The 22,087-nt window shown below is 71.5% G+C and carries 17 protein-coding genes; 1 reads left to right on the forward strand and 16 read right to left on the reverse strand.

The window, feature by feature from the left end; translation table 11 throughout:
- Positions 1-261: 261 nt before the first annotated feature.
- Positions 262-666, forward strand: coding sequence for a hypothetical protein (locus tag AB0J33_RS23715; RefSeq protein ID WP_363616202.1), 405 nt, complete (start codon positions 262-264; stop codon positions 664-666).
- A 194-nt stretch (positions 667-860) separates the two neighbouring features.
- Here AB0J33_RS23715 and AB0J33_RS23720 read toward each other — a convergent pair whose 3' ends face one another.
- From AB0J33_RS23720 to AB0J33_RS23795, 16 genes are all read right to left on the reverse strand, one after another.
- A complete protein-coding gene (locus AB0J33_RS23720; protein WP_030488695.1) occupies positions 861-1,868 on the reverse strand; it encodes a sugar phosphate isomerase/epimerase family protein in 1,008 nt (335 codons plus the stop codon).
- Positions 1,869-2,079: 211 nt separating this feature from the next.
- Entirely contained in the window at positions 2,080-2,583 is a 504-nt protein-coding gene (locus AB0J33_RS23725) for an ATP-binding protein (protein ID WP_363616203.1), read from the reverse strand.
- A gap of 189 nt (positions 2,584-2,772) precedes the next feature.
- A complete protein-coding gene (locus AB0J33_RS23730; RefSeq protein WP_363616204.1) occupies positions 2,773-4,884 on the reverse strand; it encodes a ThuA domain-containing protein in 2,112 nt (703 codons plus the stop codon).
- Positions 4,885-4,960: 76 nt separating this feature from the next.
- Positions 4,961-7,819 (reverse strand): PQQ-dependent sugar dehydrogenase, encoded by a 2,859-nt coding sequence (locus tag AB0J33_RS23735; RefSeq protein WP_363616205.1) that lies wholly within the window; start codon positions 7,817-7,819, stop codon positions 4,961-4,963.
- A 220-nt stretch (positions 7,820-8,039) separates the two neighbouring features.
- A complete protein-coding gene (locus AB0J33_RS23740) occupies positions 8,040-9,107 on the reverse strand; it encodes a polyprenyl synthetase family protein (RefSeq protein ID WP_363616206.1) in 1,068 nt (355 codons plus the stop codon).
- Positions 9,104-10,522: a nucleotide pyrophosphatase/phosphodiesterase family protein gene (locus AB0J33_RS23745; RefSeq protein WP_363616207.1), complete on the reverse strand. Its 1,419-nt coding sequence runs from the start codon at positions 10,520-10,522 to the stop codon at positions 9,104-9,106. The genes AB0J33_RS23740 and AB0J33_RS23745 overlap by 4 nt, the downstream gene beginning before the upstream one ends.
- Positions 10,519-11,718 carry a metabolite traffic protein EboE gene (gene eboE, locus AB0J33_RS23750; protein WP_363616208.1) on the reverse strand — a complete coding sequence of 400 codons (1,200 nt, stop codon included), beginning with the start codon at positions 11,716-11,718 and terminating at the stop codon, positions 10,519-10,521. The genes AB0J33_RS23745 and eboE overlap by 4 nt, the downstream gene beginning before the upstream one ends.
- Complete coding sequence (locus tag AB0J33_RS23755; RefSeq protein ID WP_363616209.1) at positions 11,718-12,575, reverse strand: TatD family hydrolase; 858 nt, start codon at positions 12,573-12,575, stop codon at positions 11,718-11,720. The genes eboE and AB0J33_RS23755 overlap by 1 nt, the downstream gene beginning before the upstream one ends.
- The gene (locus AB0J33_RS23760) at positions 12,576-13,184 is read right to left on the reverse strand and encodes an EboA domain-containing protein (protein ID WP_363616210.1); all 609 of its coding nucleotides are present in this window, start codon (positions 13,182-13,184) and stop codon (positions 12,576-12,578) included.
- 52 nt (positions 13,185-13,236) lie between these two features.
- A complete protein-coding gene (locus tag AB0J33_RS23765) occupies positions 13,237-14,199 on the reverse strand; it encodes a sugar phosphate isomerase/epimerase family protein (RefSeq protein ID WP_363616211.1) in 963 nt (320 codons plus the stop codon).
- Positions 14,196-15,149 carry an SCO3242 family prenyltransferase gene (locus AB0J33_RS23770; RefSeq protein WP_363616212.1) on the reverse strand — a complete coding sequence of 318 codons (954 nt, stop codon included), beginning with the start codon at positions 15,147-15,149 and terminating at the stop codon, positions 14,196-14,198. Before AB0J33_RS23770 ends, AB0J33_RS23765 begins: the two co-directional genes overlap by 4 nt.
- Positions 15,133-16,296, reverse strand: coding sequence for an inositol-3-phosphate synthase (locus AB0J33_RS23775; protein ID WP_363616213.1), 1,164 nt, complete (start codon positions 16,294-16,296; stop codon positions 15,133-15,135). Before AB0J33_RS23775 ends, AB0J33_RS23770 begins: the two co-directional genes overlap by 17 nt.
- A gap of 646 nt (positions 16,297-16,942) precedes the next feature.
- The gene (locus AB0J33_RS23780; RefSeq protein WP_363616214.1) at positions 16,943-18,151 is read right to left on the reverse strand and encodes a Gfo/Idh/MocA family oxidoreductase; all 1,209 of its coding nucleotides are present in this window, start codon (positions 18,149-18,151) and stop codon (positions 16,943-16,945) included.
- A 21-nt stretch (positions 18,152-18,172) separates the two neighbouring features.
- Positions 18,173-19,225 (reverse strand): substrate-binding domain-containing protein, encoded by a 1,053-nt coding sequence (locus tag AB0J33_RS23785; RefSeq protein WP_363616215.1) that lies wholly within the window; start codon positions 19,223-19,225, stop codon positions 18,173-18,175.
- Positions 19,226-19,322: 97 nt separating this feature from the next.
- Positions 19,323-20,450: an ABC transporter permease gene (locus AB0J33_RS23790; protein WP_363616216.1), complete on the reverse strand. Its 1,128-nt coding sequence runs from the start codon at positions 20,448-20,450 to the stop codon at positions 19,323-19,325.
- Entirely contained in the window at positions 20,447-21,955 is a 1,509-nt protein-coding gene (locus AB0J33_RS23795; protein WP_363616238.1) for a sugar ABC transporter ATP-binding protein, read from the reverse strand. Before AB0J33_RS23795 ends, AB0J33_RS23790 begins: the two co-directional genes overlap by 4 nt.
- Positions 21,956-22,087: the final 132 nt, after the last annotated feature.

Consider the following 22,087-nt stretch of genomic DNA (forward strand, 5'->3'; position numbering starts at 1 on the left):
CGTGCACCGCCCGACATCCGGATCTCCCCGACGCCGTGCGACGGGACAAGAGTACAGGACATCCCCCGGTGGCGGTCCAGTGGGTTCCTCGCCCACCGTCGCATTGACAATTCGGGTAAATCGCCATCCCGGCACAAGCATGCTTGAGCGGAGAGCAGGATGGGTAGTTAGCTGCGGACAGAGGACGCAGGCGCGAACAGGTCGCCTTCCGACGGGGCAACTCGCCGAGGTGACGGCGCGTCAGGTACGGAAGGAGCCGCCATGCGCGGAAAGATCATGTTTCTTGGCGGGCTGGCTGCGGGATTCGTCCTGGGCGCCCGTGCCGGCCGGGAAAAGTACGAAGAGCTCGTGGTCCGGGGCCGCAAGGTGCTCGACCACCCGACCGTCCAGGAGGCGGCCGGGGTCGCGCAGGCCCAGGCCAACAAGCTCTACAGCGAGGGCAAGGACAAGCTCGGCCAGACCAGACTGGGCGAGAAGCTGGGCACCGGCAACGGCAGCACCGGCAAGCAGGAGTTGACCGCCGCCGACGACGCGTTCGCCGGCACGCCCGCCACCGTGGGTGCCAAGGCGGGCACCAGCACGGTCGGCACGACCTCCGGGTCGCCGTCGTCCACCAACCCCCGCACCAAGCCGTCCGGCTCGGGCACGAACGCCAGCACGCTCTGACCCACCGCACGTTGACGGGCCGGTCGCCGCAGGGCGACCGGCCCGTGGTCTGTCCGCGAAGCGGTCAGTCCGGCCCGGGTCTGTCCGCCATGCGGTCAGTGTCCGGCCCGGGGTCTGTCCGCGACGCGGTCAGGTCCGGCTCGGGGTCTGTCCGCGATGCGGTCAGTCCGGCCCGGGGTCTGTCCGCGACGCGGTCAGTCCTTGCTGCTGAACGCCGCGTCGAAGGCGGCGCTCGGCGCGTCGAAGGCGAGCCGGCGGACGAACTGCAACGCCTCCGGGGCGCCGACCAGCCGGTCCATCCCGGCGTCCTCCCACTCGACCGAGATCGGGCCGGTGTAGCCGATCGCGTTCAACGCGCGGAAGCAGTCCTCCCACGGCACGTCGCCGTGACCGGTGGAGACGAAGTCCCACCCGCGACGCAGGTCGGCCCAGGGCAGGTGCGAGGCGAGCCGGCCACGCCGACCATCCCCGGTACGCACCTTCGCGTCCTTGCAGTCCACGTGGTAGATCCGGTCGGCGAAGTCAAAGATGAAGTTCACCGGGTCCAGCTCCTGCCAGACGAAGTGCGACGGGTCCCAGTTCAGTCCGAACGCGGGCCGGTTGCCGATCGCCTCCAGCGTCCGCTTCGTCGTCCAGTAGTCGTACGCGATCTCACTCGGGTGCACCTCGTGCGCGAACCGCACCCCCACCTCGTCGAACACGTCGAGGATCGGGTTCCACCGGTCGGCGAAGTCCTGGTAGCCGCGCTCGATCATCGACGGCGGCACCGGCGGGAACATCGCCAGGGTGTGCCAGATGGACGAACCGGTGAAGCCGACGACCGTCTTCACCCCGAGCTTCGCCGCCGCCCGCGCGGTGTCCTTGATCTCCTCGGCGGCCCGCTGGCGAACCCCCTCGGGCTCCCCGTCGCCCCAGATGCGGCCGGGAAGGATGTCCTGGTGCCGCTCATCGATCGGGTGGTCGCAGACCGCCTGACCGACCAGGTGGTTGGAGATCGTGAAGACCTCAAGGTTGTGCTTCGCGAGGGTCTCCCGCTTGCGCTCGACGTACGAGTCGTCGGCGAGCGCCTTGTCGACCTCGAAGTGGTCGCCCCAGCAGGCGATCTCCAGACCGTCGTAGCCCCACTCGGAGGCGAGCCGGCAGACCTCCTCGAACGGAAGATCGGCCCACTGGCCGGTGAAGAGCGTGATGGGTCGCGCCATTGTCCTTCTCCCCTGATGTGATGGGGATTCCATGTGCGGACCGGGGCGAGGGTGACCGGACGTGCCGGCGCCCGGGACGGTCACCGGTGGGTGCGGAACACACCTGGGCCCGGCGGGTTGCGCCTCCCACCGGGTCACCGGCCACCAGCACGGTCGCCGCCCCCAGCCTATTTCCGCGGTGCCCCATCGGGGAAGCCCCGCAGTCGGCCGATCATCCGACCATTTCCTCTGGCGCGGGCAGGACAGCCCGGACGGTGAAGCCGCCACCGGCGCGTGGGCCGGCGGAGAACGTGCCGCCGAGCCGTTCGGCACGCCTGCGTACGCCGAGCAGACCCCGACCGGTGGCCGGGGTGCCGCCGCCCGACGGCGCGGGACCGGCGCCCTCGTCGCGGACCTCGATGGTGATGCCCGCGGCGTCGTAGCGCAGCCGGACCCCGACCGGAGCGCCCGGGGCGTGCCGGCAGGCGTTGGCCAGCGCTTCCTCGATGATCCGGTAAGCCACCACGTCGACCGGGCCGGGCAGCGGCCGGGGTTGCCCGGCCATGCTCCAGCGCACCGGCTGGCCGGCGGCGAAGCCCTCGACGAGCGCGTCGAGACGGTTCAGGCTGGGCGTCGGCTCGGACGGATCCTCGGGCTCCTCGGCCCGGCCCACCGCACCGCGCAGCTGATGGCCTCGCGCCAGCACCATCTCACGCCATTGCGCGAACCGCCCCATACAGGTCAAGGTACGGCAGCCCGCTGTGAGCCGCGCCCCGCCGCCCCCCATCCCCGCGATCTTGCGCTTTGTGTCGCCCAAACGCCGGGTTTGTGGCATTAGTCCCGACAGAAAATGCAAGATCGACGGGGCGGGAGTGGGGGCGGGCGGGGGCGGGGTGGGGTGGGGGGCGTCGCGTCAGGGGGGTGGTTAGGGCAGCGTCCACTTCTGGTTGGCCGCGTTGAGGCAGGTCCAGAGGTGCACGATGGTGCTGTCGGCGGAGTTGTTGCCGGAGACGTCCAGGCACTTGCCCGACGACGGGTTGCGCAGGGTGCCGTCGGACTGGGCCGCCCAGTTCTGCGCGCCACTGCCGTTGCAGGTCCAGAGCTGGATCTTGGTGCCGTCGGCGGTGCCGCTGCCGGAGACGTCCAGGCACTTGCCGAGCGCCTTGATCGTCGAGTTCGGCGTCACGGTCCAGGTCTGTGCCGTGCTGCCGTTGCAGGTGTAGATCTGGATCTGGGTGCCGTCGGCGGTGCCGCCGTTGCGCACGTCCAGGCACTTACCGGCCAGCCCCTTGATCGGGCCCACCCCGTTCGTGCCACCGCTCCCCTTGACCAGGGTGAAGTCGTCCACGTCGAAGAGCCCCGTGCCGCTACCGGTGAAGGTGAGGTAGAGGTTCTGGGTGCCGGACGGGACGTTGGACAGTGCCGTGGTGACGTTGGCGAAGGTCGTCCAGCTGCCGGTGTTGGGCACCGCGACCGAGCCGAGCACCGGGCCGGCGGCCGAGCCGGTGCGTACCTGGATGGTGCCACCCGCGCCGCCGGAGACCACCCGGGAGGTGAACGAGGTGACCCCGGTCAGGTTGACCCCGTTGTACGCGGCCCAGTCGCCCGGGTCGATGTAGCCGATGGTCTGCCCGCCGTTGGCGCCCGCTTTGGTGAACGCGGAGACACCGTTGGCCGAGCTGAACGTCTCCGCCTGGACGGTGGTGTTCCCGGTCGGCGGCGTGGTGCCCAGCTCCTTGATCCGGATGTTGCGGAAGAAGGCGTCGTCACCGGTGCCGTGGTTCTGGATGCCGATGTGGCCGGCCAGCGATCGGACCGGGTTGGTGTTGGTGAAGTCGTTGATCTTCACTCCGTTGAGGAAGATCTGTAGCCGCTCACCCTCGACCAGCAGCTCGTACGTGTTCCACTCCCCCGGCGCGTTCAACGCCGCGTCGCGGGCCGCGATGTCGGCGGACTTGAACGTGTAGACCGCGCCGGTGGTGCGGTCGACCGCGTCGGTGGCATCGATCTGGATCTCGTAACCGTTGTCCACCGCCGACCACGGGTCACTCGATGGCGGGAACCCGATGAAGATGCCGGAGTTGTCGTCACCGGCCAGCTTCCAGTCCAGCTTGAGCGAGTAGTTGGTGAACTGCTTGGCGCTGTACCAGTAGAGACCCATGCCGCCGACCGAGGTCAGGGTGGCGTCGGAGTTGGTGAAGTTCCCCGGGCCGGCCTGCGACCAGCCGGTCGTCGAGCCGTTGAACAGCGGGCTGTAGCCGGTCTCGGGCCGGCAGTCGGCCTTGCTGCGACCGGAGGCGTACCGGATGCCACCGAGCAGGTGGGTCCGGAACGCCGGCTCCGCGTACGACGCCTGGGTGTGCCCCGCGCCGGTGTAGAAGGACCGGCCACCGTTGTAGCTCTTGCACCAGCTCAGCGGGTGGTCGGCGCCCATCCCGCCGCCGGAGTACGACGACTCGTCCAGCGTGGCCAGCACGTGGGCGGTCGACCGCGGGTTGGTCCGGTAGTTGTACCACTCGTCGGTGCGGGTCCAGGTCTGCGGCAGGTGCCCGGTCGCCGCGTGGCCCCGGTCCTCGACCTTCATGTTGGCCTGCTGGATGGCCGGGTGCGAGGCGAACCACGCGCCCACCAGGTTGCCGTAGAACGGCCAGTCGTACTCGGTGTCGGCCGCAGCGTGCACCCCGACGTACCCGCGTCCCGAGGCGATGTACGACTCGAAGGCGGTCTGCTGGGTGGCGTTGAGCACGTCGCCGGTGGTGTTGAGGAAGACGACGGCCTCGTACTGGGCCAGGTTGCTGGTGGTGAACGCGGCGGCGTCCTCGGTCGCGGTGACGGTGAAGTTGTTCGCCGCGCCCAGGTCGCGGATGGTCTGGATGCCGACCGGAATCGCGTCGTGCCGGAAACCGGCGGTCTTGGAGAAGACCAGCACGTCGTAGGGGGCGTCGGCGGCGCTGGCGGGGGTGGCCGGGGTGGTGCAGGCGATGACGGCGAGTGCGGCCATGGCCGCACCGAGGACGGGTCGCAGGCGTCTGCGCATATCGCTCTCCTAATTGCGGTTAGGAGGGGCCCCTCGGCAACCACACTAGGCGCTGCCGAGGGGGCCCCTCCTCAGCTCAGGGCAGGGTCCACTTTTGGTTGGCGGCACCGCTGACGCAGGTCCACAGGTGGACCACCGTGCTGTCGGCGGAGTTGTTGCCGGAGACGTCCAGGCACTTGCCGGACGCCGGGCTGCGCAGGGTGCCGTCGGCCTGTGCGGCCCAGTTCTGCGCGGCCGTCCCGTTGCAGGTCCAGAGCTGGATCTTGGTGCCGTCCGCGGTGCCCCCACCCGAGACGTCCAGGCACTTGCCCAACGACTTGATCGTGGAGTTGGGGGTGACCGCCCAGGTCTGCGCGGCGCTGCCGTTGCAGGTGTAGATCTGGATCTGCGTACCGTCGGCGGTGGCGGCGTTGCGCACGTCCAGGCACTTGCCACCGAGGCCCTTGATCGGCCCGGCCCCGCCACCGCTCGAGGTGCCGGTGACGAAGCTGAAGGCGTCCAGGTCGTAGAGCGCCCCGGTGCCCGACCCGGCGAAGGTCAGGTAGAGCGTCGTGGTGCCGGTCGGCGGGCTGCTGATCGTCCCGGTGACCGTGGTGAACGTTTCCCAGCCGCCGGTCACCGGGACCGTGGCCGAGCCGAGCACGGTGCCGGTGGCCGAGCCGGCCCGGACCTGGAGGGTGCCGCCGGCGCCGCCGGAGGAGACCCGGGCGTTGAACGAGGTCACGTTGCCCAGCCGGTACGGCTGGAACGCGATCCAGTCACCGTTGTTGATGTCACCGACGGTCTTGCCGCCCTCGGCCGTGGTCTTGCTGAACACGTTGATCCCGGACGAGGTGCCGTAGAACTCGGCCTGCCGGTGCCGCGGCGGCAGCGTGTGCTGGGTGTGCGTGGTCAGCCCACCGGCGTCGGTGTACTCGGCGTCGAAGATCGCGAAGATGTTCGCCGCGTCGTCGTGCTCACCGTCGACCGGGATGGTGATCGAGCCCGAGCAGCCGTTCTGTGAGGTGATCTGGTGCCCGTGCTGGTCGTGCCCGAGCACGTAGGTCATCTTGACCTTCGCGCAGTCGATCGTGCCGTCCTCGGGGTCGGTCACCGTGATGCTGAACGGCACCGTGTCGCCGAAGCTGAACAGTTGGCCGTTGCCGGGGTTGTTGATGGTCACCGTGGGCGCGGTGTTGCCGACGCTGATCTGCACACTGCTGCTGCCGGTGGCGCCCTGCGGGTCCCGAACCGTCAGCGTGGCGGTGTAGGTGCCGTTGGCGCTGTAGGTCTTCGTCGGGTTGGCGGCGGTCGAGGTGGTCCCGTCACCGAAGGCCCACGAGTACGTCAACGTGCCGCCCTCGGGGTCGGACGAGCCGGCCGAGGAGAAGGTCACCGCGAGCGGGGCGGCACCGGAGGTGCGGTTGGCGCTGGCCTTCGCGGTGGGCGCCCGGTTACCGCCGCCGACGTAGTCGAAGCGGTAGAGCGCCGAGTTGGCGTCGCCGTTGAAGTAGCCGGTGCCGTAGTCGAGCACGTAGTACGCGCCGTCCGGGCCGAACGCGGAGTCCATCACCTGCTTGCCGACCCAGGGGAAGGTGTCGATGGTGCCCCGGGAGCCGTCGGAGTTGACGTGGATCGGCTTGATCCAGCCTCGGCCGAACTCGGTGGCGAAGAACTGCCCGTCGAAGGACTGCGGGAATTTGGTGGTGGAGGTCGACGAGGCGTTGTACCGGTAGACCGGGCCACCCATCGGCGACTCGGAGCCGCCGCCGAACTCGGTCGGGGTGCCGGCGTCACCGGCGTACCGGATCCAGGCCGGCTGGGCCGGCGGCAGGGTGGTCAGGCCGGTGTTGCGGAACGAGTTGTTGGTCGGCCCGCCGGTGCAGTTGTACTTCGCGCCGCTGGCGTTGGTGGCGAAGTCCCACTCGTTGTACGTCTCGGTGGAGGTGTTGGTGCCGGTGCAGTACGGCCAGCCGTAGTTGCCCGGCGCGGCGACCCGGTTGAACTCGACCTGGCCGGACGGCCCGCGGGTCGAGCTGGTGGTGCCGGCGTCCGGCCCGTAGTCGCCGACGTAGACGACGCCGGTGGCCTTGTCCACGCTGATCCGGAACGGGTTGCGGAACCCCATCGCGTAGATCTCCGGCCGGGTCTTGGCCGTGCCGGGGGCGAACAGGTTGCCCGACGGGATGGAGTACGTGCCGTTGGCGTTCACCTTGATCCGCAGGATCTTGCCGCGCAGGTCGTTGGTGTTGCCGGCGCTGCGCTGCGCGTCGTAGCCGGGGTTGCGGTTGGTCCGCTCGTCCAGCGGTGAGTAGCCGGACGACTCGAACGGGTTGGTGTCGTCGCCGGTGGACAGGTACAGGTTGCCGGCGGCGTCGAAGTCGATGTCACCGCCGACGTGGCAGCACAGACCGCGGTTGGCCGGGACGTCGAGCACGTCGACCTTGCTGGCCTGGTTGATGGTGAAGTCGGAGTTGAGGGTGAACCGGGAGAGGCGGTTGACCCCGTTCCAGGCCGAGAAGTCGGTGCCGGTGGCCGGCGCGTCGCCGCTGGGGGTGGAGAGCGGCGGGGCGTAGTAGAGGTAGATGTAGCGGTTGGAGGCGAAGCCCGGGTCGACACCGACGCCCTGCAACCCCTCCTCGTCGTGGTTGTAGACCGCGAGCGTGCCGACCACGGAGGTGGTGCCGTTGGCGTCGGTGCGGCGCAGGGTGCCGTTGCGGGCGGTGTGCAGGACCGAGCGGTCCGGCAGCACGGCCAGCGACATCGGCTCACCCATGTCGGCCACCCCGCGCGCCAGCTCGACCTGCTGGAAGTCGGTGGCGACGATCGTGTGCGCCTGGGCGGGGGCCGAGCTGGCGGCGAGTGTGACCGTGCCGGCGGCGACCGCCAGCAGCAGTGCTGATCCGGCGGAGAACCATCGTCGGGATCGATGTTTGGGAGCGTCCTTCATGGACATTTGTGCTGTCCCTTCCTGACGAGTGACTGCCAGGCCGGGCGCGCGCCGTCGCGCCGGATGCCGTAGCGGTGGTGGTGGGGGTCGATGGGTTACCGCGCCGCCGGTTCACCTCGACGAAACATTGTCGTGTTGGTCACGACACTAAGTCGCACGTGTCGATGTGTCCATACCTTCCGGCGGTTCAGCATCAACTTTTGTCGATTTGATCGAAAGTCGCCGGTCAGGCGCGTCGGTCGATCGCCTGCCCGGCCAGCGCAACCAGGGCCGCGCGGGCCTCGTCGGCCACCATCGCGCTCTGCAGAGCGGAGAGCGCGGCCTCGGTGCGGACCCGGATCATCTGCTCGATCCGCTCCCGAGCACCGGTCGACTCGATGATGTCGCGCAGCTCCGCCGCGCCCTCGGCGTCCAACGCCGGGTTGCCGAACAGCTCCCGCAGCCGAATCGTCTGCGGCCGGTCGGCGGCGCTGCGGGCCAGCGCCATCATCACCGTGGGCTTGCCCTCCCGCAGGTCGTCCAGGACCGACTTGCCGGTGATCGCCGGATCGCCGAACACGCCCAGGACGTCGTCGCGGAGCTGGAACGCGTCGCCCAGCGGGTCACCGAACTCGCCCAGCGCGGCGATCAGCTCCGGCCCCGCGCCGGCCAGGGCCGCGCCGATCTGCAACGGCCGGGTGACCGTGTAGCGGGCGGCCTTCATCCGGATCACGGTGAGCGCGCTGGCCACCGAGCCGTCCCCCACCCCCGAGACCAGGTCCAGGTACTCCCCCGCGATCACCTCGGTCCGCATCAGCGCGAACACGCTGTACCCCCGGTGCACCTGATCGGTGCTCAAACCGCACTCGTGGAACATCTGATCCGACCAGGCGGCGCAGAGATCCCCGCAGAGCAGCGCGGTGTTGCGGCCGTACGCCTCGGGGTCGCCGCGCCACGACGAGCGGGCGTGCAGGTCGGCGAAGAGCCGGTGCACCGACGGCTCACCACGACGGCGGTCGCTGCCGTCCAGGATGTCGTCGTGGATCAGCGCGAACGCGTGGAACAGCTCCAGCGCCGCGGCGGCCACCACGATCGGGGTCCCGTCGGCCGCCCCCGCCCCGCGCCAGCCCCAGTAGCAGAAGAGCGGTCGCAACCGCTTGCCGCCGGCCAGCACGAACCGTTGCAGCGCGGTGAACACGCCACGCGGCGCTCCGTCCGGCCAGTCCGGGCCCTGTCGGCTGAGGAACCCGGCCAGCTCGGCGTCGAAGCGCGCCCGCAGCTCGCTGGCGTCGGTGGGCGCGACGGTGACCGTCATGCCCCCTCCCCCGACCCGTCCTCCGTACCACCGCGGCTCAGCCCGGCCAGCTCCAGCAGCAACGCCTTGACCTCGGTCGCCGCGATCCTGTCCCGGGCCGCGGCCGGATCGGAGCAGAGCAGCACCGGGGCGTCGGCCGGGTCGTCCGGCAACCGTCCGTGTGAGCCGCGTACCGCCCGCGCGCCCGCGTCCAGGCCGACCGCGCTCATCAGGTAGCGCATGCCGAGCTTCTTGCGGGCCAGCGCCACCCCGGCACGAGCCTTCGCGGCGCCCGGGTTGGCCGGGTCGAAGAACAGCTCGGCCGGGTCGTACCCCGGCTTGCGGTGGATCTCCACGAGCCGGGCGAAGTCCGGCGCCCGTGCGTCGTCCAGCCAGTAGTAGTAGGTGAACCAGGCGTCCGGCTCGGCCACCAGCACCAGCTCACCGGCGCGCGGATGGTCCAGCCCGTGTGCGGCCTTGCCGTCGGCGTCGAGCACCTCGGCCACCCCGGGCAGGCCGGCGCAGAGCTTCGCCACCGCCGGCACGTCGGCCGGGTCCTTGACGTACACGTGCGCGACCTGGTGGTCGGCGACCGCGAACGCCTTCGACGTCCACGGGTCGAGGTACTCCATGCCCGCCTGGGTGTGCACCCGCAGCAGGCCCTCGGCGCGCAGCAGCCGGTTGACGTCCACCGGCCGGGACACGTCGGTGATGCCGTACTCCGACAGCACCACCACTGTGGCGTCCCGGGCCCGTGCGGCGTCCAGGAGCGGACCGAGCACCGTGTCCAGCTCCGCCGCCGCCGCGGCGGCCTCGGCCGACGAGGGACCGAAGCGTTGCAGGTCGTAGTCCAGGTGCGGAACGTAGACCAAGGTCAGGTCGGGCGACACGTCGGCCAGGATCTGCTCGGCCGCCTGACAGATCCACCGCGACGACGGCAGTCCGGCCGTCGGCCCCCAGTAGGTGAACAGCGGGAACGTGCCGAGTCGCCCGGTGAGCGCGTCGTGCAGCTCCGGCGGATCGGTGTAGCAGTCCGGCTCCTTGCGCCCGTCGGCGTAGTAGACCGGGCGGGGGGTGACCGTCCAGTTGACGTCCGCGCCCATGGCGTACCACCAGCAGACGTTGGCCACGGTGTAGTCGGGCTCGGCCTTACGGGCCGCCTGCCAGAGCTTCTCCCCACCGACCAGCGCGTTGTGCTGCCGCCACAGCAGCACCTCCCCCAACTCCCGGAAATACCAGCCGTTGCCGACGATCCCGTGCCCGCTGGGCGGCTCGCCGGTGAGGAAGGTGGACTGCACCGAGCAGGTCACCGCGGGCAGCACGGTGCCCAGTTCGGCCCGGAAGCCGCCGTCGGCGACACCCCGCAGTCGAGGCATGTGCGCCAGTAGTCGGGGCGTCAGCCCCACCACGTCGAGCACCACCAGTCGCCGGCTCATCGCGTCACCCCCACGGTCACGGTGTTCTCCGGGGTCAGCCCCAGGCCGACCAGTTCATCTCGGGCGAAGGCCAGTTCCGCGGCGATGCCGACGGCCAGCTCCGCGTCGGTGCCGGGCCGTCGTGCGGCCGGCAGCACCCCCCAGGTGTACGTCTCGACGTCGAGGTGGTCGCAGCCGGCGGTCGGGCCGTCGAAGAGCGCTCTCAGAGCCGCACGCAGCACCGGCAGGGTCGAGCCGAGCGGTTCCTCGGGTGGGGCGTGCAGGGGCACGTGGTAGTGCACCCGCCACGGGCCGGGTAGTGCCCGGTCCAGCGCCTCGTCCAGGTCGTCGGCCGCGTACGCCGGGTCGGCCGGGTCGCCCAGGCCGGCGCAACCGGCGCCCCGGGTCTGATGCAGGAAGCGCGGCTCCACCCAGCGGCGTAACGCGTCGGCCCCGCCCTCCGGGTCGGCGGCCTCGACGGCGGCGGAGACCTGCACCTTCACCACCGGCAGACCGGCGGCACGCAGCCGTTCCAGCGCCTCGGTCGGCTCCTCCCAGGCGCACGCCAGGTGGGCCAGGTCGAGGCAGACACCCATCCGTTCGGTGTCCATCCCGGACAGCAGTGCCGCTGCCTGGCCGCTGCTCTCCACCACACAGCCGGGCTCCGGCTCGAAGGCGACGCGCACCTCGCGGCCGGTGTCCCGCTGCACCTCGGCCAGGCCGGCGGCCAGCTGGTCGAGCCGGCGTCGGGCCGCGTCGGCCCGGTCGGCGTCCCACGGCTGCCGCCAGGCCAGCGGCAGGGTGGAGATCGAGCCCCGGGCCGCGTCGTCGGGCAGCAGGTCGGCGAGCACCCGGGCCAAATCCAGGGTGTACGTCAGGCGCTGCTCGGTGGTCCAGTCCGGGTGGTACACGTCCTGCTTGACCACGGGTGCCTGGAACGCCGCGTACGGGAAGCCGTTGAGGGTGACCACCTCCAGCCCGCGCGCGTCCAACTCGGTGCGCAACCGGCGGCGCAGCGTCGCGTCGGCGGCCAGCTCGGCGGCGACCGGGGCGGCCAGCCACAGGCCGAGGCCGAGCAGGTCGCTGCCGAGCGCCTCGCGGACCGGCACCGCGTAGGTGTCCAGTTGACCGAGGATGCCGGCGAGGTCCTCGGCGGGGTGCACGTTCGTGCAGTAGCCGAGGTGGACGGTGTCGCCGCCGGCATGTCGCAGCCGCATCAGCTGCCCCCGCGCAGGATCGAGTTGCCGGTCTGCGGGTCCACGGCGGCGGCGACGTCCAGGTCGCTGAGGTCGAGCCGCCCGGACTGCCCGTAGAACTCCACCGGGTTTCGCCACAGCACCTTGTCGACGTCGTCGTCGCTGAACCCGGCCAGCAGCATCGCCTCGCCGGTGGCCCTGGTCAGCAGCGGGTCGGAGCGCCCCCAGTCGGCGGCCGAGTTGACCAGCATCCGTTCGGTGCCGTACTCCCGCAGCAGCTCCACCATCCGCTGCGGGGTCATCTTGGTGTCCGGGTAGATGGAGAAGCCCAGCCAGCAGCCGCTGTCCCGGACCAGCTTGACGGTCACCTCGTTGAGGTGGTCGACCACCACGCGACCCGCGTCGATGCCGGATTCGGCGACCACCGCGAGGGTGCGCTCGCAGCCGCGCGCCTTGTCCCGGTGCGGGGTGTGCACCAGCGCCGGCAGCTCGTACGCCACCGCGAGGGCCAACTGCGCCGCGAACGCCTCGTCCTCCTCGGGCGTCATCGAGTCGTACCCGATCTCGCCGACCGCCACCACCGCGTCCTTGTCGAGGTAGCGGCGCAGCAGGTCGAGGACCGGGCGGCAGCGCGGGTCGTTGGCCTCCTTGGGGTTCAGCGCGATGGTGGCGAAGTGCCGCACCCCGAACTGCCCGGCCCGGAACGGCTCCCAGCCGATCAGCGAGTCGAAGTAGTCGGTGAACGAGGCGGCGCTGGTGCGCGGCTGACCCAGCCAGAACGCGGGCTCGACCACCGCGCGCACTCCGGCGGCGGCCATCCGTTCGTAGTCGTCGGTGGTGCGTGAGGTCATGTGGATGTGGGGGTCGAAGATGCGCATTCACGCCTCCCGGGGCAGTGCGGCGGTGAGCCGGTCGAGCAGGTCGGTGGCGTCGGCGGGCAGCTCCCGGCCGGCGGCGTGTCGTTCGGCGGCCAGCGCGGCGAGCATCGCGGCCAGCTCACCGTCGGCCCTGGTGTCCAGGTCGGCCACGGCGACGAGGGGGACGCCGCTGAACACGCACTTGAGCACCGCCTGCCGCCAGGCGGCCGGGTCGAGGTGACGCGCGTACGGGCCGAGCGCGGCGGCCACCAACCGGGTGTCGTTGGTGCGGATCGCGTCGTGCAGCAGCGGCACCCCGGCCGCGCCGATCGGCAGCAGCGGCAGGGCGCGCAGCACGGCGCGTCGTTCGGCCGCGTCACCGTGCTGGTAGAGGCGCTCCGCGTAGGCCGCGTGGTCGGCGGGCAGGCTGGTGAGCAGCAGCACCCGGGCCGCGTCGTCGGCGGTCCAGCCGGGGGCGTCGGGCAGCGCGCCCCGACCGCACCGTCGGCCGACGGCGGGGAAGAGCCGGGTGATCGCGGCGGGCTCGGCCGCGACCCGGCGCAGCGCCGTGTCCAGCCATTCGGGATCGGGTACGCCTCCCAGCGCGGCCCGTAGTGAATCCGGTGTCATCCCGTCTCCTCCCTCTTGCTGCTCCGGGCGCGCCCGTCACCCTGCTCTGCACCTACCTGTGCGCCGGGACCCCTTGCCCGGGTGTCGCCTCGACGGACGCAGAGCGAAGGGTGCTGGCAGCGTGGTTGTCGGCGGCCGTCGCGGCGGCGGCACGCAGGAACTCGATCGACCGGGCGGCCACGGCGGGCGCGGCGTGTGAGTCGCGGGGCAACTCCACCGCGACCAGCCCCCGGTAGCCCGCCGCCGCCAACGCGGCCAGGACCGGCGGAAAATCGATCTCGCCGACGCCGAACTCCAGGTGCTCGTGCACGCCCCGACGCATGTCGTCGATCTGCACGTTGACCAAATGTCCGGCCACCTCGGCGACGCACTGCGGCACCGGCCGGGGCTCCAGGCAGCGGCAGTGCCCGATGTCGAGGGTGAGGCCGAAGCGGGCGGGCTCACCGAGGGCGGCGTACAGCCGACGCCAGTCGGCGATGTCCTGCACCAGCATCCCCGGCTCCGGCTCGAAGCCGAGGGTGACGCCGGCCGCGTCGGCCGCGTCGACCACTGTGGCGCAGCCGGCCACCAGCCGGTCCCAGGCACACTGCGGTGACACCGCCTCGGGCCGCACACCGGCCCAGAACGACACCGCCTCCGCGCCCAGGTCGGCGCCGATCCGCACGGCCCGGCGCAGGAACTCGACCCGCCGGGTCGGGTCGTCGTGCAACAACGTCGGGGCGTGCTTCTGCCACGGGTCGAGCAGGTAGCGGGCCCCGGTCTCGATGACCACCGCCAGGCCCAGCGCTTCCAACCGTCGACCGACCGCGGCGACCCGGCGGGTGAGCCCGGGCGCGAACGGGTCCAGGTGATCGTGGTCGAGGGTGAGCGCCACCCCGACGTAGCCGAGATCGGCGATGACGGCGAGCGCGTCGTCGAGACGGTGGTTGGCGAAGCCGTTGGTGCCGTAGCCGAGGCGCAGCGTCGTGGCGTCGGCGGCGGCCGGCTCGGCCGGTCGGGGCTCCGGAACCGTCATGTCGGGGAGACCTTCCGGGCCAGCCGTCGACCCAGCGGCGCCGCCGCCGCGACGGCCACCCCGAGCAGACCTGCTCCGCCGCGCGCGGTGAGGGCCCCCTGGAGGGCCGGCAACCCGGTGATCCCGGCGCCCACGGCGGCGCGGACCCGCCCGGCCGACGGGTCCCGGACAACCTCGGCCTGGGCCGCGCCGTACCGGGCGGCGTACCAGCCGGCAAGCACGGCGGGTAGCACCGCCGCGAGCCCGGCCGACCGCCTCACGCGGCCACCGTCCCCGTCGACGGCCCCGGCCCGGTCGGTGACACCGGTCCGCTCGACCGCTCGGGCCGCTGCGCGTCGGGCGCCCGGCACGGCGACGGCGGCGCTGGCGGCGACCAGGGCGGTGCCGGCCAGGGTGCGCTTCGGCAGGGCGGCGTCCGCGCCGGTGACCTCCCGGCGGGACAACGCGGTGACCGTCCAGGTGTGCGCGGCGACGGTCGCCGCCGCCGGCAACGCCCGGGTCATCCGGCCGCCGGACGCGCCGAGCAGCACGTCCAGCCCGCGGCAGGCGGCCATCACGGCCGGACCGGCGGCGGTGTTCTTGGCCATCAGGTCGTACCCCCAGATGGTGGCGGCCAGCGGCACGGCGAGCGCGGCGGCGCGGCGACCGCCCACGGCGGCGGCCAGGCCCACGCCGGCGGCGGTGAGGCCCGCCGCGAGACCGACCGCGGCGGCCGGGGTGACCCGCCCGCTCGGGATCGGCCGCTCGGGCCGTTCCACCGCGTCCAGGCGCCGGTCGGCCCAGTCGTTGGCGGCCATGCCGGCCCAGTAGAGCAGCACCGACGCGCCCGCCAGGGCGGGGGTACGCGGGCCCAACGCGCCGGCCGCCGCCGCACCGGCCACCACGTCACCGGGCACCGAGAGCGCGGCCGGCGCCCGGACCAGCTCGGCGAGATCAGCCAACGTTGTCATGGGCACCGTCCCCGCCGTGTAGTCGCCGGGCGAAGGCGGTCAGCCGGGCCCACTGCTCGCCCAGCGAGTGGGTGGGCGCGCCGAGCGGGTCCTTGAAGAAGAAGCCGAGGTCGGCCAGCGGCCCCACCTGCCCGGCCGCGTGCGCGGCGGCGGTGAGCCGGGCCAGGTCGAGCACCAGCGGCGCGGCCAGCGCGGAGTCGCAGCCGTGCCAGGTGAACTCCATCCGCATGCCGGTGCCGAGGAAACCACTGAAGGTGATCAGATCCCAGGCGGTCTTGAAGTCGCCCAGCTCCTCGACGTACTCGATGCGGGTGCCGCCCTGCGGGACGTAGCCCAGCGTCTCGCCGAGGACCCGCTGCTTGCTCTGCACCTTCGCGGCGTTCGCCGCCGGGTCGGCGAGGGTGGCGCCGTCGCCGCCGCCGAGCAGGTTGACCCCGGACCAGGAGCCCACGGCCAGGTTGCGCATCGCGAACATCGGCGCGAGCACCGACTTGACCAGGGTCTCCCCGGTCTTGCCGTCGTGCCCGGCGTACGGCAGTCGGGCCTCTTCGGCCAGCGCGGCGAGCGCCGGCAGCCGCAGCCCGGTGGACGGGGTGAAGTCGACGTACGGGCAGCCGGCGAGCACCGCCGCGTACGCGTACAGGGAGCTGACCGGCAGCACCTCGTCCGGCCCGTCGAGGGCGGCGCGCAGCGCGGTCGGGTCGGCGTGCCCGGGGTGCGGCTCCGGGGCCGGCTCGGTGGCGGAGACGTTGACCACCACCACCCGGTCCAGTTCGTGCCGCTCCCGGAAACTGGTGAGATCGCGGACCACGGCGGCGGCCCGGTCCGCCTGGGTGACGCCGGTCGGCGCGGGGCGCAGCTCCTGCTCGACCACGCCCAGCTCGTCGCGGAGCGCGGCGACCAGCCGCCAGGGGATGACACCGGCGTCGGCCAGCGCCTCGGCGCGCTTGCACAGCGGGGTGGTGGCCACGTCGTGCCCGCCGAAGACCAGGTCGGCGAAGGCCGGCAGGGCTGGGCCGCGCAGGTCAGGAAGCTCGGTGACGCAGCCGGTCGGCCCGGCCAGGCCGGCCCGCAGCGCGAGCCCCCCGACGATGCTGGTGGTCGCGACGGACCCGCGCGCTCCTACCAGCCAGACACCTGTTCGCATGGTGCTCCTTCCCCGTCCACGAGGAACCGTCGGTACCGCTAAATATAGGAATATCAGAATATGTTTCGGAAAGATACGGCCCGGTTTCGGAAACATCCCGGGTGGATGGGCCCCGTCCGCCCGCCCCGCACCGGAACGGCACCGGCTTCCGACGTCGGCGTCGGCGGCGACGACGCCGGACCGGTTCCCGGTACGGGTGCGAGCAGACGGGGCTGGTAGGCAGGGTCGGGTCGGCGTCTCGACCCTGCCTCCCCCGCATCCGCCGGTCGGGGCGTTGGCATGCCCCCGACCGGGCGTCTCAGGCCGCCGCGCCCACCAGGGCACCGAACACACCACGACCCGCCGGGAACCGGCGAGCGGATGCGGTACGGATGATGGTGGTGGCGGCGGGCGGTGTCATCAGGTCCTCCGGAATGTCTACCGGTGGTGGCGGTCCTCCGGTGCGACCGGGGAATCCCGGTCCGGTCGCACCGGACGACCGTCCTGCTCGTGCGCCACCGGGCCGTACGGCCCGGCTGCACGCTCTCCGCTGCCGGCCTCTGTCCCGGCCACGGGGCGCAATCCGTGGCTGGTCCCTCGCCGGTCGGCTTCGGAAAGCCGGTCGGGCGACGGCGGTGCGATCACCGCCGTCGCGGATGGTCGATGGTCAGACGGCCGCCGCGGTCAGCGTCGGTTCCACCTCGGCCCAGGACGAGCCGAGTTCCGCCGAGCGGGCCACCGCGTCCAGCACCAGCTGGACCTGCAACGCGTCGGCGAACGAGGGAGTCGGGTCGACACCGGTGGCGACCGCCTCGATGAAGTCGCGCATCTCGTGCGTGAACGAGTGCTCGTAGCCGATGATGTGACCCGGGGGCCACCACGCCGACATGTACGGGTGCTCGCCCTCGGTCACCAGGATGCGGCTGAAGCCCTGCTCCGCGGTGGGTCGGGTGGCGTCGTAGAACTCCAGCTCGTTGAGGCGCTCCAGGTCGAAGACCACGCTGCCCAACGAGCCGTTGATCTCGACACGCAGCGCGTTCTTACGACCGGTGGCGAACCGGCTCGCCTCGTACGTGGCCAGGGCGCCACCGTCGAGCCGCGCCACGAAGACCGCGGCGTCGTCGACGGTGACCAGCCCGGTGGGCGCCGTGCTGCCGTCCACCGTGGCCGCCAGACCGCTCGACTCGGCCGGCAACGGCCGCTCCTTGACGAAGGTCTCGGTGACCGCGCTGACGCCGCTGATCCGCTGACCCGTGACGAACTGGGTCAGGTCGATGATGTGCGCACCGATGTCACCGAGCGCGCCGGAGCCCGCCCTGTCCTTCTGCAACCGCCAGACCAGCGGGAACTGCGGGTCCACGATCCAGTCCTGTAGGTACGTCGCACGGACGTGTCGAATCACCCCGAGCCGACCGTCGGCGACCAACTGGCGCATCATCGTGACCGCGGGGACCCGGCGGTAGTTGAATCCGCACATCGACCGCACACCGGCGGCCCGGGCGACGTCCGCCGCGGCGGTCATCGCCCGTGCCTCCTCCACCGAGTTGGCCAACGGCTTCTCGCACAGGACGTGCTTGCCGGCGGCCAACGCGGCGAGGGCGATCTCGGCGTGACTGTCGCCCGGGGTGCAGATGTCGACAACGTCGATGTCGTCCCGGTTGATCAGGTCACGCCAGTCCGTGGTGTACGCGTCCCAACCGAGCGTGTCGGCGGCCTCGGCCACCTTCGCTGTGTCTCGGCCGCAGATCAGCGCCATCCGGGCCCGCGCCGGCAGGTCGAACACGCGGTTCACGGTGCGCCACGCCTGCGAGTGCGCGGCGCCCATGAACGCGTAGCCGACCATGCCGACCCGCAGTTCTTTGTCTGTCGTGGACAAGGTGGGTCTCCCCCCGGTATGTCAGAACCCGAGCTTGTCGTAGCTGCTCGCGTTCTCCTTGGTGATCGTCTCCGAGGCCAGGGTCACTTCCTTGGGAACCTGCAGCTCCGTCAGGTCGCCCAGGCCCCGACCCTGCGCGATGAGCCGCGCGAGGGAGACCGCCGACGAGGCCATCGACGGGTTGTAGGTGACCGTGGCCTTCAGCACGGTGTTGTCGGCCTTGATCGCGTCGATCGCGAGCTTGGAGCCCGCGCCGCCGACCATGAAGAACTCCGACCGGTTGGCCTGCTTGATGGCCGCGAGCACACCGATGCCCTGGTCGTCGTCGTGGTTCCAGATCGCGTCGATCTTCGGCAGCGCCTGGAGCAGCTGGGCCGCCTCACGCTGACCGCTGTCCGAGGTGAACTCGGCGGAGCGGCGGTTGCCCACCTTGAACCCGTACGTCGCGAGGGCCGCGGCGAAGCCGGCGCTGCGCTCGACGGTCAGCGGGATCTCCAGACCGGCGATCTCACCGATGACCGGGTTGGTGACGCCCTTGTCCTTGAGCTGCTTGCCGATGAAGTGACCGGCCGAGACGCCCATGCCGTAGTTGTCGCCCTTGATGACCAGCCGCGAGGCCAGCGCGTCGGGGAAGGCCCGGTCGAGGTTCACGATCGGGATGCCCGCCTGCATCGCCTGGAGGGCAACCGCGTTGACCTCCTTGCCGTCGTGCGGCAGCACGACGATGATGTCCGGCTTCTGGGCGATCAGGGTGCCGAGCGTGGAACGCTGGGCCTCGGAGTTCGACCCGCCGTCGACCTCCTTGAACTCCACGTCCGAGTAGGCCGCGGCCTGAGCCTTGGCGTTGGCGTGGATCGCGCCCATCCAACCGTGGTCGGCGGCCGGGGCGGAGAAGCCGATGACGACCTTCTTGCCCGGGGCGTTGTTGCCTTCGGTGTTTCCGGCGGCCTTGGTCTGGGTGCTGGCGGCCGGGGTCTCGTTGCTGGTGCAGGCGGTGAGCAGGGTGGCAGCGCCCACTGCGGCTCCACCGAAGAGCAACCGGCGGCGCGACAGGTCGCGACTGTGCTGGGTCATGAACGACCTCCTGGGAGCGGGATTTGACTTGATGAGGGTGTGCGAGGCCCGGCCACCGTCGAAGGTCTCGACGTCGCCAGGACAACGGTGCGGTGCGTCAGGTTGCGGTGGTGACCCTGTTCCGCGCGAGGAGCCGAGTGACGGACTTGAACTGGAACTGCTGGATCAGGACGGCGGCGACGATGATGCCGCCCTTGACCATGTTCTGCGCCTCGATGGAGAGGCCGTTGATGGCGAAGAGGTTCGTGATCGTGGCGAAGATGATGACGCCGAGCAGAGAGCCGACGATCGTGCCCCGACCGCCGCTGAGCAACGTGCCACCGATGATCGCCGCGGCGATCGCGTCCAACTCGTACAGGTTGGCCATCGCCGCCTGCGCCGAGGTGGCCTGCGAGGTGAGCATGATGGCGGCGATGCCGCAGCAGAGACCGGAGAGCGCGTAGAGCAGCATGGTGTGCCGCCGGACGTTGATGCCCGCCAACCGGGCCGCCTCCGGGTTACCACCGACGGCGATGGTGCGCCGGCCGAAGGTCGTGCGGTTGAGCAGGACCCACCCGGCCAGCACGACCGCGCCGAGGATGTAGACCAGGATCGGGATGCCGATCACCTTGCGCGCCGCGATGTCGTTGATGAAGGTGCTGCTCGACACCTGGGTCTGCTTGTTGGAGATCGATGCCGCGAGGCCGCGCGCGGCCACCAGCATCGCGAGCGTCGCGATGAAGGGGACCAGCCGCCCGTACGAGATGAGCACGCCGTTGACGAGGCCGACGCAGATGCCGACCACCAGGGCGGTGAAGATCATGCCGCCGGCGCCGTAGCTCTGGGTGGCGACAGTGGTGCACCAGACCCCGGCCAGCGCGACGATCGCGCCCACCGACAGGTCGATGCCGCCACCGATGATCACGAAGGTCATCCCGACCGTGACCACGCCGACGACCGAGGCCAACTGGAGGATGGCCAGGACGTTGTTCCAGACCCAGTTCGGGTCGCCGTACAGGTCGGGCTTGGTGACCGCGCCGACCACGATGAGCGCGGCCAGCACCCCGATCAGACCGAGGTTGCGTTTGGCGCCGTCGCCACCGTCACCCCGCCACCAGGAAAGCTTGCCCGTGGATTGCGCCTTGTCACTGGCCACCGCCGTCTCCGCCGGATCCACCGGCGGCGACTGCGCCGGAAGCTGCGGGCGCTCCGGTGTCGCGGTAGGAGTGGGAGTCGCGTCGCTCATGCCGGTGCGCCTTCCATCAAGGACCCCGCCATCACGAGGTCAAGCACAGTGTTCTCGTCGAGTTCGCCGGCCGCGGCTTCGCGGACGACGCGCCCTTCCCGCATCACCAGCACCCGGTCGGCCAGGCCCAGCACCTCGGGCACCTCGCTGGAGACCAGCAGCACCCCGACGCCCTGCGCGGCCAATGCGCGGATGACCTGGTAGAGCTCGGCCCTGGCGCCCACGTCCACGCCCCGGGTCGGCTCGTCGAGCAGCAGCAACTTGGTGCCACCGAGCAGCCACCGCCCGACCACCACCTTCTGCTGGTTGCCGCCGGACAGCGTGCGTACCGGCCGGTCGACGTCCCGGGGCCGCAGCTCCAGGGTCTCGGCGATCCGGTCCGCCTCGGCGCGTTCCTTCGCGGCGTTGGTGAAACCGAGCCGCGCGTACCGGCCGAAGGTGGCAAGCGTGACGTTGCGGTAGATCGGCTCCCCGAGCAGCAACGCCTGGCTCTTGCGTTCCTCCGGGGCCATTCCCATGCCGGCCCGCACCGCCGCGCCGACACCGGGACGCAGCACCTTTCCGTCCATCCGCACCGTGCCGGTCTCGGCGAGGCGGGCGCCGTAGATCGTCTCCAGCAGCTCGGACCGGCCGGACCCGACCAGCCCCGCGATGCCCACGATCTCCCCGGCCCGCACGTTCAGCGAGACGTCGGCGAACTCGCCCGCGCGGGTCAACCCCTGCACCTGGAGCAGGTCGGCACCCTCGGAGTCGTCGGTCGGCCGGTCCGGGAAGACATACTCGATGGTGCGGCCGGTCATCCGGCTCACCAGGTCACGGGTCGGGGTGTCGCGCGCCGGCAGGTTCGCCGCCGTGGTCCGGCCGTCCTTGAGTACGGTCACCCGGTCGCCGATCTCGCGGATCTCCTCGAGCCGGTGCGAGATGTAGATGACGGCGATGCCCTGCGCGGTCAGCTCCCGGATGATCCGGAACAGGTTGCCCACCTCGTCGTGGGCCAGCACCGCGCTCGGCTCGTCCATGATGATCAGTCGGGCCTCGTGCGACAGCGCCCGCGCCATGCTGACGATCTGCTTACCCGCCGCCGGCAGCGACCGGACCATCCGTCCCGGCGGAATCTCGCCGTGGCCGAGCCGGCCGAGGATCTGCCGGGTGTGCCGGGCCATCCGACCGCGCCGGACGAACCCGAAGCGGCGGTACTCGTGCCCGAGGAACGCGTTCTCCGCCACCGACAGGTCCTCGACGAGGTCGAGCTCCTGGTAGATCGTGGCGATGCCGGCCCTCATGGCAGCCTGCGGGTTGGCGAACGTGGCCGGCTCGCCGCGCCACTCCACCTGCCCGGAATCCGGTTGGTGCACCCCGGCGAGCACCTTGATCAGGGTCGACTTGCCGGCGCCGTTCTGCCCGAGCAGGCAGTGCACCTCGCCGGCACGGACCTCCAGTTGCACGCCGTCGAGCGCGCGTACGCCGGGGAAGGTCTTGACCAGATCGGTGAGGCGCAGGACCACCTCGCCCGCGACGGTGTCGGCGGGAGCCTCAACCAGCGGCGCCTCGGCGACGGCCTCGGCCGACGCGGTGGCGGGGTCATCCTCGGGCAGGGCCACAGTCTCCTCCTCGCTCACGACGGAATCTCGAACAGT

The organism is Micromonospora sp. NPDC049645 (assembly GCF_040675155.1).
Taxonomy (GTDB): Bacteria; Actinomycetota; Actinomycetes; order Mycobacteriales; family Micromonosporaceae; genus Micromonospora.